Here is a 13286-nt window from a genome sequence, read left to right as displayed (position 1 = left end):
CTAGACGCCGATCGCCTTGATGCCAAGCGGCTTTAGCACCATTTGAGGCACGCTGGCCAAGATTGAACGTCCGAACGCCCCGCCAAACTTGACGCCCCGGTCGTTTCATGGTGAAGGTCAGCGCACATTTTTCCCCTCGATACCCGGAATTTTAGACAATGGCCATCGAACGTTACAATCCTCGCGACGCCGAGCCGCGCTGGCAGCAAAAATGGAACGAAGACAAGGTCTTCGTGACAGACAACAGCGATCCGCGTGAGAAATATTACGTTCTAGAGATGTTTCCCTATCCGTCGGGTCGCATCCACATGGGCCATGTCCGCAACTATGCCATGGGTGACGTCGTCGCCCGCTACAAGCGCGCCCGCGGTTTCAACGTCCTGCACCCGATGGGTTGGGACGCCTTCGGCATGCCGGCCGAAAATGCGGCCATGCAGAACAAGGTTCATCCCAAGGACTGGACCTACCAGAACATCGCCACCATGCGCGGTCAGCTGAAATCCATGGGCCTGTCCCTGGACTGGACCCGCGAATTCGCCACCTGCGATGTGGAATATTATCATCGCCAGCAGGCGCTGTTCGTGGACTTCATGGAAAAGGGTCTGGTCTACCGCAAGCAGTCGAAGGTCAATTGGGACCCGGTCGACCATACCGTTCTGGCCAACGAGCAAGTCATCGACGGCCGCGGCTGGCGCTCCGGTGCGCTGGTCGAACAGCGCGAGCTGACGCAATGGTTCTTCCGCATCACCGATTTCAGCCAGGACCTGCTGGACGAGCTGGACACGCTGGATCAGTGGCCGGAAAAAGTGCGCCTGATGCAGAAGAACTGGATCGGCCGTTCCGAAGGCCTGTCGCTGCGCTGGCAGACTGTTGCTGACACGGCACCGGATGGCTTCTCTGACATCACGGTTTACACCACACGCCCCGACACGCTGTTCGGTGCCTCCTTCCTGGCCATTGCAGCCGACCACCCGCTGGCGAAAGAACTGTCGGAAAAAAATCCTGCGATCGCCGAATTCTGCGATGAATGCCGCCGCCATGGCACGTCTCTGGCCGCGCTGGAAACGGCTGAAAAGAAGGGCATCGATACCGGCGTCAAAGTCGTCCATCCGCTGGATCCGACCTGGGAACTGCCAGTCTATGTCGCCAACTTCGTGTTGATGGATTACGGTACCGGCGCGATCTTCGGTTGCCCTTCCGGCGACCAGCGCGACCTGGATTTCGCCCGCAAATACGGCCTGCCGGTCGTGGCGGTCGTCGCCCCTGAGGGCCCGGATGCGGAAAGCTTCACGGTCGATGACACCGCCTACACCGACGACGGCGTGATGATCAATTCCGGCTTCCTGAATGGCATGAAAACGACGGATGCCTTCGAGGCAGTCGTGCAGAAGCTGTCGGCGCAGACGCTGGGCAACGCGCCTCAGGCCGAGCGCAAGGTCAATTTCCGTCTGCGCGACTGGGGCATTTCCCGCCAGCGTTACTGGGGATGCCCGATCCCGGTCATCCATTGCGAAGTCTGCGGCGTCGTGCCGGTTCCGAAAAAGGACCTGCCCGTCAAGCTGCCCGACGATGTGACCTTCGACGTGCCCGGCAACCCGCTGGATCGCCACCCCACGTGGCGTCATGTCTCCTGCCCGCAATGCGGCCATGACGCGCGTCGTGAAACCGACACGATGGACACCTTCGTCGATTCCAGCTGGTATTACACCCGCTTCACGGCACCTTGGGAAGATGCACCGACCGATCCGAAGGTCGCCAATCATTGGCTGCCTGTGGATCAGTATATCGGCGGCATCGAGCACGCGATCCTGCACCTGCTCTATTCGCGCTTCTTCACCCGTGCGATGCGCGAAACAGGTCATGTCGATGTCAAGGAACCCTTCAAGGGCCTGTTCACCCAGGGCATGGTGGTTCATGAGACCTACAGCCGCGGTGAAGGCACTGCACGCGAATGGGTGCCACCTGCAGATCTGCGGATTGAGGAAACCGACGGCACACGCCGCGCCTTCCTGCTGTCATCCGGCGAAGAGGTGAAGATCGGCTCGATCGAGAAGATGTCGAAGTCGAAAAAGAACGTGGTCGATCCCGATGATATCATCGCATCGTACGGCGCCGATACCGCACGCTTTTTTGTCCTGTCGGACTCGCCGCCGGATCGTGATGTGATTTGGTCCGAATCGGGCGTCGAGGGCGCGAACCGCTTCGTTCAACGCGTCTGGCGCATCATCGGCGAAGCTGCCGAAGAGCTGAAATCCGTCAGGCCGAAGCCTGCAGCCGAGGGTGAAGGGCTGGCGGCCTCCAAGGCGGCCCACAAGACGCTGAAGGCTGTTCAGGAAGACCTGGACAAGCTCGCCTTCAACAAGGCCATTGCCCGCATCTATGAACTGGTCAACGCGCTCGCCGGTCCGCTTGCGGATGTCGCTGCGGGCGGCAAATCCGACGACGTCAAGGCTGCAGCGCGTGACGCCGTCGAAATCCTGATCCGCATCATCGCCCCCATGACGCCACACCTGGCGGAAGAATGCTGGGCGGCGCTGGGCAATGAAGGCCTGGTAGCTGAGACGCCATGGCCAACCTTCGTGCCGTCGCTGGTCGAAGAAAACGACGTGGTCATGCCCGTGCAGGTCAATGGCAAGAAGCGCGGTGAATTGACAATCGCGCGCGATGCGGATCAAGATGCGGTCCGCGCGGCTGCCCTTGCTCTGGATGCCGTCAAATCTCTTCTTGCCGGCGGCGAGCCCAAGAAAGTCATCGTGGTTCCGCAGAGGATTGTTAACATTGTTGTCTGACGTTTTTTCGAGATGGAGCCGCGTCGCGGCAGCAATTTCCGTCGTGATGATGGCTGGTCTTCTGGCGGGCTGCCAGGTGCGCCCGCTCTATGGCGAGGCTTCCGGGACCAAGGAAAGGCTGGCGGCCGTCAGTGTATCTGATATCGGCGGCAGAGTTGGACAGGAAGTTCGCAACCAGCTAATCTTCCTTCTGGCTGGCGGCGCTGGGCAGCCGACGACGGCGCAATATAACGTCAAGGTTTCGGTCAGCTCGAGCGCTTCCTCGACAGAGGTGCAGAATTACGACCTAACCACACGGACGAACAACAATTACGACGGGCCGTATCCAGGCCGTGTCATCATGAGCGGCCAATACGTGCTGACGCGCATTTCCGACGGTCAGATCCTGCGCTCCGCACGCCGCAGCGTGACGGCGCAGGTGGATCTGCCACAGCAGGAATTCGCCAAGATCCGGGCGACCCGCGACGCCGAAAACCGTGCGGCGCGCGAACTTGCCGAAATCATCCGCACCGACATCGCCGCCACCCTCGGCCGCTGAGAGCGGCGGCCGTGGCGGAGATAAAGTCCCATGAATTTGAGCGCTTCGCCGAGAATCCGGCGGAGCGCTTTCGCGTTTTCGTACTCTACGGGCCGGATCGCGGTCTCGTATCAGAACGCGCAACCCTCATCGCCAAAAAGACGGGGATAGATCCCGACGACGCTTTTGCGTCGCTGAAATTGACTGCGTCCGATCTCCAGGGCGACCCGGGGCGTTTGCTGGATGAGGTGAACGCCATTGGTCTTTTCGGCGGCGAGAAACTTGTCTGGGTCAAGGGCTCGTCAGCTGAAAAGGCGCTGGTGGATGCCCTCCAGATTCTGGCGGAAACGCCGCCGGAAGCGAGCTTCCTTATCATCGAAGCAGGTGACATCAAGAAGGGCACGGGGCTGCGCAAGATCGCGGAACCGGCTCGATCCATCGCAGCCATTCCCTGTTACGCGGACGATGCGCGCGCACTGAACGCGTTGATAGACCAGGAACTTTCGGGCGACAATTTGCGTATCGCGCCTGCCGCGCGGCAACGGCTTATCGAATCGCTGGGGGGCGACCGTATCGCTTCACGAAACGAAATCCGCAAGCTGGCACTTTATTGCCGCGGCGCAGAGGTAATCGAGGAAGACGATGTTCTGGCCATCATCGGTGATGCCAGTACGGTTTCAGCCGATGACGCCGTTGACGCCATCCTGAAGGGTGACAGAAACGCGTTTTTCCATGCCACTCAGAAGATCATTTCTTCCAAGACGCCGATCTTCCTCGTGCTTCAGGGGTGCCTCAAGCAATTCCAGCTGCTCGATCAGATGCGCGCCGAGATGGACGAGAAAAAGCAGCAGGCCGGTCAGGTCATGCAGACGCTTGGACGTCATATCCATTTTCGCCGGAAACCGATCATCGAAAGAGCGCTACGCACATGGCAGCCAGCGGCGATCGCGCGCGAGATGAACCGACTGCAGGCGGCCATCCTGCAAAGCCGCCAGCGCCAAAGTCTGGAGGAAAGCGTGGCCCTACTGACACTATTATCCACCACGCTGCAATCCGGCCGCGGCGGATAAACAAAAGCCCTCGTGCAGACGAGGGCTTTTCAAATGTTAGTGCGAGACCGTCGCAAATCTGCGGTCAGTCGCCCTTGCCGGGCTCAGCAGAGAAATAAAGCTCCAGCTTGCCTTCGACACCATCCATTTCCTTGGCTTCCGGCATCGGGTCGCGCTTGATGGTGATGTTCGGCCAGATCGCGGCATATTCCGCATTGAGCTTCAGCCACTTGTCGAGACCCGGCTCCGTATCGGGTTTGATGGCCTCGGCAGGACATTCCGGTTCGCACACACCACAGTCGATGCATTCGTCGGGATTGATGGCGAGGAAATTTTCGCCCTCGTAAAAGCAGTCGACAGGGCAGACCTCAACGCAATCGGTATACTTGCAGCGGATGCAATTGTCGGTCACGACATATGTCATGATGAACTCCAGAATATGCAGGCCGGGTCTTTGGGCTTCGGAACACAAGCCGTCGCCCGGAATTCAGACAGGGCAATTTCGCAAGTGACGTAATGCCTTTGCTTGCAGATAGCAAGGATAAACAATTCTGAAAAACGGTGCTGACTTGGAGGTTTATTCTAATCTGTACATTCGTCGCTGTCGGACAGAAACCTGTCGAGCGCTCTGCGCTCCTTTTTCGTCGGGCGTCCGCTGCCCGGCTGGCGCATTGCCTGCTCAAGGAGTGTCAGCCTGTCGGAAGGCTCCTTCGGCGGCGTCTGATCGTCATAGAGAAGTCTGGCTTCTTCATAGGGGCCGCGCCGCGTCCCGCCCGACTTCACCACCACGACCCTGTCCATCCGCTCGAAGCTTATTTCCAGCCTGTCGCCGGGCTTCACCGCATGACTGGGCTGGCGGACGACGACGCCATTGATCTTCACCTGTCCCGACTGAACGTAGCTCTGGGCGAGCGAACGGGATTTAGCCATGCGGGCAAAGAACAGCCACTTGTCCAGACGCTGGCGCGTGCTTTCCAGTGGCTGTTCGCTGTTTCCCATAGGCTTACTTCTTCAGCTGCTCCTTGAGGGCAGCGAGCTTTGCGAAAGGCGAATCCGGGTCCAGCGGCTTTTCCTTGCGCGGTGGCTTGGCCTCAAAACGCTGCTGGCCCTGCGGCTTTCCGCCACGGTCGCTGCGCTCCGGCCTGTCCTTGCGCTCGCCACGATCATGACGATCATTATTGCGGTTGTTGCCGCGATCGGGACGGCCGCCGTCACGCTTGCGCTCACCCTCGCCGCCACGATTGGCTGCATCGCGATTTGCCCCGTCGCGATTGTCACGACGGCCTTCGCCGCGTCGCTCGCCTTGCTCGCGCGCTGTCTGCTCACGACCCTGGCCACGATTGCCGGGACGACGGTTTTCACCACGCTGGTTTTCATTGCGGCCACCCGGACGCCACAGAAGCACGGGCTTTGGCTCGGCGGCCTCACCGCTTTCCGCCGGAGCCGCTTCATTTGCAGCAGCCTCTTCACCGGCGGCTTCCGCGACCGGCGCCTCGGTAACGTCGCCTTCCACAACAGCAACCGCTTCGGAGGCCTGCTCTTCGGAAGCCGGCTCGTCCTGCTCGGTCTCAGCGCTATCCTCTTCGCCCGCCGTCGTTTCCGGGGCAGCCGGCGCGGTGGCGCCTGCCTGGCTGGCGAGGAAGGCCTGCGCCTCTTCCGCCGTCACCTGATCGGCACGGTAACCGAGGCCCTTGAGGATTTCTTCCATGTCATCGAGCGTTGCGCCGAGAATGGAAAGCATCGCGGTCGTCGTCGTGAAACGACGGCCATCATAAGCGCCTTCGGGGCGCGGCTGCTGGCCGGGCTTCCACTGCAGCAGCGGACGGATGAGATCGGCCAGGCGTTCGAGAATGTCGATACGCACCGCGCGCTTTCCGAGGAAACGGAAACCGGCAAGCTTGTAGAACATGCGCTCGTAGCTGGCATCCGTAACGACCGAGGTGCGGCCTGCAGCCAGGACGGGAATAAGGTCGCCATAACCCGGTTTGCCAAGACCATCATTCTTCAAGGCCCAGAGCAGCGTCACAAGTTCTGCCGGAGCAGGCTTCAGGAGCGCAGGCAAAAAGACATGATAGGCGCCGAAACGCACGCCGTAACGCCGCATGGAAGCACGCGCGTCCTGATCCAGCGACTTCACGTCTTCCGCGACGTCACGACGGAACAGCACGCCGAGATTTTCAACCAGCTGGAAAGCAAGACCCTTTGCGAGACCCTGAAGGTCTTCCGCACGGGATATATCATCCAGCGGCTTCAGCACGGTTGCGATCTGGTGGTTGACGAAACGCTCGATCCGCGCGAGCGCGTGATCACGGGCATTACCGCTCAACTGCTCGTCGGCCAGCAGGATCACCCGCGGCTTCATGATATTGTCGCCGGCCGAAAGACGGGCAACCGGCTCGCCCAGCCAGCGAACCAGACCATCGGAGCTCAAAGCGAGATCGCCATTTCCACTGGCGTGCAGACGCGCGGCACGCGCCTCGTATTCGAGCGCGAGCGCCTTCTGCGCCGCAGCCTGCACGGCCTTCTGATCCGGCCCTTCCATTCCCGGCACCGGCGTGAACCGGAACCCGGCCAATTGGCCGACGTGATGACCTTCTACGAAGACATCACCATTTACACTGATTTCAGCTTCAAGCATCGCATTCTCTCTCAGGCGCCTCATGAGCACAGATGTCCTGCGATCAACAAAGCGTTTCGTCAACCTTTCATGTAGCGCATCGGACAATCGATCCTCGATTTCCCGAGTCTTTTCTTGCCAGTGTGTCGGATCGGCAAGCCATCCTGGGCGGTTCGATACATAAGTCCATGTTCTGATCTGCGCAATCCTCGCAGACAAGGTATCGATCTCTCCATCCGTGCGGTCGGCGCGACGCACCTGTTCGGCCATGAAATCCTCGTTCACCCTCCCGCGCTTGACGAGGTCGAAATAGAGCGTGGAGATCAGATCCGCATGCTGCGCCGGGGCGATACGGCGATAGTCCGGAAGCGCGCAGGCCTCCCAGAGCTTTTCCACCCGTGCATCGGTCGTCGTCACGTCGATGATTTCGGGATAACGGGACAGATACTCCAGCGCCTGCTGGTCGATGGCCGGCAGGGCGCGCGAAAGCCCCTGGATCGCCGGCGCAGCGTCAAGGCTCGCACGCAGATTAGCGATAGAGGAAAAATCGAAGTTTTTCGTCCGCCACTGCAACACCTTCACCGCATCGAACTGATGCGTCTCGATCCGCTCCACCAGTTCGTCATCGAACGGGTCGACACGGCCTGTCACCCCGAAGGTGCCGTCACGAAGATGGCGGCCGGCGCGGCCGGCGATCTGGCCGATTTCGCCCGGATTGAGATTGCGGAATTGATAACCGTCGAATTTTCGGTCCTGCGCGAAAGCGACGTGATCGACATCAAGGTTAAGGCCCATGCCGATAGCGTCCGTCGCGACCAGATATTCGACATCGCCGGACTGATAGAGACCCACCTGCGCATTGCGCGTGCGGGGCGAAAGCGCGCCTAGCACAACGGCCGCGCCGCCCCGCTGGCGGCGCACCAGTTCGGCAATGGCATAGACCTCATCGGCGGAAAAAGCGACAATCGCCGTGCGCTGCGGCAGGCGGGTTATCTTCTTCTGGCCGGCATAAAAAAGCTGCGACAGACGCGGTCGCTCCACCACGGTAATTCCCGGCAGCAGCTTTTCGAGGATCGGGCGCATCGTGCCCGCCCCCAGCAGCAGCGTTTCCTCCCGACCGCGCAGATGCAGAACCCGGTCGGTAAAGATATGCCCGCGTTCGAGATCGCCTGCCAGCTGCACCTCATCGATTGCAACGAAGGCGGCCGTCGTTTCGCGCGGCATGGCTTCCACTGTGCAAACGGAATACTTGGCTTTTGGGGGTGAGATTTTTTCTTCGCCGGTTATCAGCGCCACATTGGGCGCCCCCACCTTTTCGACCAGACGGGTATAGACCTCGCGCGCCAAAAGGCGCAGCGGCAGGCCGATGACACCGCTGCCATGCGCCACCATACGCTCAATCGCGTAATGGGTCTTGCCGGTGTTGGTGGGGCCGAGAACGGCCGTGACACCGCGGCCGCTCAGGATCATTGGGCGAAAATTCAACGTACTATCCGCGAATCGACTTCATCTGCTTGGCGTGCCACCCACATCAACGGTATGGGCCGCACGCACCACACATGGCAACGCCTGCCGACAAAGGCAATAGGCCTCACCCGCAAAGTGCTGCAAGGCAACCAGTCAACGAAATTTTCCATTTCGATTCAGATAGTTGAACAAGAAAAAAGAATCCGGCGAAAATGAGATCGATTCGGCTGCGGAACAGTCTGCGAACGAATCAAATACGAATCGCTGACTCCTCGTGATTCAGCTTTTGTTCTCCGCAATATCTGGTTGGCGAAGTGACGGCCTCTACCAGATTATGAATCCGGATAAGTCCTTGGCCGGATTCGGCATTACGGTAAAACCGCCGGTCGGAAAATCCGGGAATCGGCTGTCAAGCGCCAATCCCGGAAAAGCCGTTCCGAAGCCAGCACCACAAGCCGAGATCAGAGTGCCTCACCGGTGAGCAAACGCGGCGCATTTGCATCCGTGGTACCGGCGGCCTGGCCAATGAAATAGGATTTGAGACCCGGCAAACGATCCACCACGCCGAGACCGAAATCGCGCATGATGCGAATGGGACCGACATCATTGGAGAACAGCCGGTTCAGCACATCCGTGGTCACCCCCATCCGCGAGGTGTCGAACCGGCGCCAGGACTGATACCGCTCCAGAACATTGAGGGAGCCGATGTCGAGGCCGAGACGGTCAGCTTCAACCACGGTTTCGGCCAGAGCCGCCACATCCTTGAAACCCAGATTGAGGCCTTGACCCGAGATCGGGTGAATACCGTGGGCCGCATCACCGGCGAGCGCGAAACGCGACGCGACGAAGGACCGTGCCAAAGTGAGACCCAGCGGAAAGGCGCGCCGGGGACCGACAGGGCGGATCGTGCCGAGCTTGTGGCCGAACCGGCGCTCAAGCTCCTCCTCGAACACCAGGTCGTCGGCGGCCACAAGCCTGTCGGCATCGGCGGTGCGTTCGGTCCAGACAAGCGAAGACCGGTTTCCCTTCAACGGCAGAATGGCGAAGGGTCCGGATGGCAGGAAATGCTCCTCGGCGCAGCCTTCGTGCGGTCGCTCATGCTCAACGGTCGTCACGATGCCTGACTGATCGTAAGCCCAGTGCACCGTCTTGATGCCAGCCATATTCCGAAGAGCCGAGCGAACACCATCACAGGCAATCAGCAATCGCGCTTCGAGCGTCGATCCGTCGGAAAGGTGAATAGCCGTCGACTGCGGTCCTGCTGTAAAATCGGAAACACTGAGGCCGTGGCGGATTTCTATGCCCAGGCGTGCGCAAAGGCCCCGCAACGCGCCTACCAGAGCGACGTTGGGAACCATATGGGCAAAGGGCCGGCCCTCTTCCACCGCGCCGTCAAACGTCAGGAACACGGGACGTACCGGATCGGCGGTTTTCGAATCGGTAACGATCATCTTGTGGATCGGCTGGGCTTCCGGCTCGATCTCGTTCCAGATGCCGAAAACATCGAGCATGCGGGTAGCCGCTGCGATAATGGCGGACGCGCGAACATCCTTTGCCCAGACATCCTCAGGAGCGGCTTCAATTACCTGCACATTCAGATGCGGGGCCGCCTGCTTGATTGCCACAGCAACGGAAAGACCGACATATCCGCCGCCTGCCACCACAACGTCCAGCATCGCGCTTCTCCTCAAATCTTGTGCATGCATCATCGGCGCACTATAGACCATGTGACGTCTTCCTACAGCCGGAGCAGGCCGAAAAAATGTCGCATCCCTTGCAATCGTCAGACCCGATGGCAAATCTCATCGCCACGCTCGATCTTGAGAAGCTGGAAGAGAACCTTTACCGGGGCGAAAGCCCGCAGATCGGCTGGCAACGGGTTTTTGGTGGTCAGGTCATTGCACAGGCCCTGATCGCCGCGCAAAGAACCGTGGATGACGATCGCTTCGTGCATTCGTTGCACGCCTATTTCATGCGTCCCGGCGACCCGCTGGTGCCCATCGTCTACCAGGTCGAGCGTATTCGCGATGGCGCCAGTTTCTGCACCCGTCGCGTGGTCGCCATCCAGCACGGCAAAGCCATTTTTTCCATGTCGGCGTCGTTCCAGATATTCGAGGACGGTTTTACCCATCAGATCAGGATGCCTGATGTGACGCCGCCTGAAAAACTGATGAGCGAGGAACAGATGCAGGCGGCTTTCCTCGCAAAGGCGCCCGCTTCGATCCGCAACTACTGGAGCAACAAGCGGCCGATCGAGATCAGGCCGGTCTCGCTGACCCACTACATCTCAAAAGAAAAGCTGGAGCCGCAGCAGGATATCTGGGTCCGTGCCGTTGGAAGCGTACCTGACGATCCGCGCCTGCAATCCGCCATTCTCGCCTATCTCTCCGACATGACGCTGCTGGACACCTCGCTCTATGCCCATGGCACGACGATCTTCGATCCTTCGATCCAGGTGGCAAGCCTGGACCACGCCATGTGGTTTCATCGTCCCTGCCGGCTGGAAGATTGGCTGCTCTATACACAGGACAGCCCCAGCGCCTCGGGCGCGCGCGGTTTGACCCGTGGCAATATTTTCACCAGACAGGGTGAACTGGTCGCCTCCGTGGCGCAGGAAGGTTTGATCCGCAAAAGGGCAAATGATTAAATAAAGTGCGTTTTCTAAAAATCGCACATTTTATAGACGCAAAATTCGCCGACAAATGCCCCTTTTTCAGACGTCCGTCATATAAACATTACATTTCAATAAGTTAGTTACACACTCAAAACTGGCACGCCCTTTGAATGTATGTCCGCAGTCGCTGTTACTGATCTGCCAGCGGCAGGAGAGTCGGCTCCGTGCCGAGGACAAACAAAGGATGGGAAACCAGATGAAAATTGTGATGGCCATTATCAAGCCGTTCAAGCTGGATGAAGTGCGCGAAGCACTCACCGGCGTCGGCATCCAGGGCCTGACCGTGACCGAAGTAAAGGGTTACGGGCGCCAGAAGGGACATACCGAGATTTATCGCGGCACGGAATATGCGGTGAGCTTCCTTCCCAAGCTAAAGATCGAGATCGCTGTTCCATCCGACGTCGTGGACAAAGCCGTCGAAGCGATCGCATCTGCGGCAAAGACCGGGCAGATCGGCGACGGCAAAATCTTCGTTTACTCAATTGAACAGGCCGTGCGCATCCGTACCGGCGAAACCAACACAGAAGCGCTTTGAAGCACGGCTGACAGGGGAGTTTTCTAGCTATGCAACTCAACAAGTTTTTGACGCTCGGCAAGCTGGGCGCAACAGCGACGGCCCTGATGGCCCCGGCCATCGCCTTTGCCCAGGATGCAGCGCCGGCCGCAGCCGCAGCGCCTGTTCCGGAAAAGGCCGACACAGCCTTCATGTATGTCGCCACAATCCTCGTGCTCTTCATGATCCTTCCGGGTCTGGCGCTGTTTTACGGCGGTCTTGTCCGCACGAAGAACATGCTCTCCGTTCTCATGCAGTGCACGGTCATCACCGCTGTCATGATGCTCATCTGGGTCATCTACGGTTACTCTTTCGCCTTCGGCGGCGGCACCGGCCCTTATTTCGGCGGCTTCGGCAAGCTTTTCCTGTCGGGCGTTTCGCTTGACAGCACCTCGGCAACCTTCTCGCAGGGCGTCGTGATCTACGAATACACCTTCATCGCCTTCCAGATGACCTTTGCGGCCATCACCCCGGCGCTGATCATCGGTGCCTTCGCGGAACGCGTGAAGTTCTCCGCCGTCATCCTCTTCACCATCCTGTGGGCCACCTTCGTGTATTTCCCGGTCGCCCATATGGTCTGGGACGCAAACGGCCTGATCTTCGGCATGGGCGCTCTCGACTTCGCCGGCGGCACGGTCGTCCACATCAATGCCGGTATCGCAGGCCTGATCGGCGCGATCATGGTCGGCAAGCGCACCGGCTTCGGCAAGGACATGATGGCTCCTCACTCCATGACGCTGACACTCGTCGGTGCAGCCATGCTTTGGTTCGGCTGGTTCGGTTTCAACGCCGGCTCCAACCTCGAAGCATCGGGTGGTGCGGTTCTCGCAACCATGAACACCTTCCTCGCAACCGCAGCCGCCATTGTTTCCTGGTCGCTGGTTGAAAGCTTCACCCGCGGCAAGGCATCCATGCTGGGCGCCGCGTCGGGCATGATCGCCGGCCTCGTTGCCGTCACACCTGCTGCAGGCTCGGTTGGCCCGATGGGTGCCATCGTTCTCGGCCTCATCGTCTCGCCGATCTGCTACTTCTTCGTCTCCGTGGTGAAGAACAAGTTCGGTTACGACGATACCGCTGACGTCTTCGGCGTTCACGGCATCGGCGGCATCATCGGCGCACTCGGCACCGGCATCTTCACCTCGCCGCTACTCGGCGGCACCGGCAAGCCCGAATTCTCCATCGCCTCGCAGCTCTGGACGCAGTTCGTGGCCGTCGCCATCACCATCGTCTGGTGCGCCATCGTCTCGGCGATCCTTTACAAGATCGTCGATGTGATCGTCGGGCTCCGCGTCCCGGTCGAAGCCGAGCGCGAAGGTCTGGACCTCGCCACCCACGGCGAAGCCGCTTACCACTCCTGATATCGGGAAAATGGGGTTCTCCATCCCCATTCCCAAAAGAAAGGCCCGTTTCGACGGGCCTTTTTCTTTGCCGCCAATCTGCCGTAACGCAACCGCTTCAAAGCAGAAATTCGCTCAAACGCTCACCTTAAAACGCTCTGGCATCCTCAAAAAACCGCATGGTTAACACGACATTAACCAGCTGGCGGTTAGTTTTCCCTGTCAATCCGGGATCAGGCCGTGTGCCGGATCTCGCCGAAACCAAAAAATGACGGGTTCAGGG

The 13286-nt window shown here is 59.6% G+C and carries 10 protein-coding genes; 6 read left to right on the top strand and 4 right to left on the bottom strand.

Annotation, left to right across the window (positions count from 1 at the left end):
• Positions 1 to 158 precede the first annotated feature (158 nt).
• Genes leuS through holA form a run of 3 tightly spaced genes read left to right on the top strand, consistent with a single transcriptional unit; the run spans position 159 to position 4376 of the window.
• On the top strand, positions 159 to 2789 hold the full coding sequence (gene leuS, locus K7A42_RS10395; RefSeq protein WP_282455123.1) for a leucine--tRNA ligase: 2631 nt from the start codon (positions 159 to 161) through the stop codon (positions 2787 to 2789).
• Positions 2782 to 3327, top strand: a complete 546-nt coding sequence (gene lptE, locus K7A42_RS10390) for an LPS assembly lipoprotein LptE (RefSeq protein ID WP_006698300.1) — start codon at positions 2782 to 2784, stop codon at positions 3325 to 3327. Before leuS ends, lptE begins: the two co-directional genes overlap by 8 nt.
• 11 nt (positions 3328 to 3338) lie before the next feature.
• Positions 3339 to 4376, top strand: coding sequence for a DNA polymerase III subunit delta (holA, locus tag K7A42_RS10385; RefSeq protein ID WP_282455122.1), 1038 nt, complete (start codon positions 3339 to 3341; stop codon positions 4374 to 4376).
• 64 nt (positions 4377 to 4440) lie between these two features.
• On the opposite strand, the gene fdxA is transcribed toward holA, so the two are convergent.
• From fdxA to K7A42_RS10365, 4 genes are all read right to left on the bottom strand, one after another.
• On the bottom strand, positions 4441 to 4779 hold the full coding sequence (fdxA, locus tag K7A42_RS10380; RefSeq protein WP_004444038.1) for a ferredoxin FdxA: 339 nt from the start codon (positions 4777 to 4779) through the stop codon (positions 4441 to 4443).
• 158 nt (positions 4780 to 4937) lie between these two features.
• Positions 4938 to 5354, bottom strand: coding sequence for an RNA-binding S4 domain-containing protein (locus tag K7A42_RS10375; protein WP_112635803.1), 417 nt, complete (start codon positions 5352 to 5354; stop codon positions 4938 to 4940).
• A gap of 4 nt (positions 5355 to 5358) precedes the next feature.
• On the bottom strand, positions 5359 to 8442 hold the full coding sequence (locus K7A42_RS10370; protein ID WP_282455177.1) for a helicase-related protein: 3084 nt from the start codon (positions 8440 to 8442) through the stop codon (positions 5359 to 5361).
• 458 nt (positions 8443 to 8900) lie between these two features.
• Positions 8901 to 10238, bottom strand: coding sequence for a ubiquinone biosynthesis hydroxylase (locus tag K7A42_RS10365; protein ID WP_416220903.1), 1338 nt, complete (start codon positions 10236 to 10238; stop codon positions 8901 to 8903).
• On the opposite strand from K7A42_RS10365, the gene tesB reads away from it, so the two are divergent.
• The 3 genes from tesB (at position 10202) to K7A42_RS10350 (ending at position 13024) form a co-directional block, all read left to right on the top strand.
• Positions 10202 to 11086 carry an acyl-CoA thioesterase II gene (gene tesB / locus K7A42_RS10360; RefSeq protein ID WP_282455121.1) on the top strand — a complete coding sequence of 295 codons (885 nt, stop codon included), beginning with the start codon at positions 10202 to 10204 and terminating at the stop codon, positions 11084 to 11086. The two genes, K7A42_RS10365 and tesB, sit on opposite strands and share 37 nt — an antisense overlap.
• Before the next feature lie 211 nt (positions 11087 to 11297).
• On the top strand, positions 11298 to 11648 hold the full coding sequence (locus K7A42_RS10355) for a P-II family nitrogen regulator (protein ID WP_004444057.1): 351 nt from the start codon (positions 11298 to 11300) through the stop codon (positions 11646 to 11648).
• 29 nt (positions 11649 to 11677) lie between these two features.
• The gene (locus K7A42_RS10350; RefSeq protein WP_004444059.1) at positions 11678 to 13024 is read left to right on the top strand and encodes an ammonium transporter; all 1347 of its coding nucleotides are present in this window, start codon (positions 11678 to 11680) and stop codon (positions 13022 to 13024) included.
• Positions 13025 to 13286 lie beyond the last annotated feature (262 nt).

The sequence above is a fragment of the Agrobacterium sp. InxBP2 genome, from assembly GCF_026191755.1.
Lineage (GTDB): Bacteria > Pseudomonadota > Alphaproteobacteria > Rhizobiales > Rhizobiaceae > Agrobacterium > Agrobacterium pusense.
Note: the sequence above shows the minus strand (reverse complement) of the source record. Positions and strands in the feature narration are given on the sequence as shown.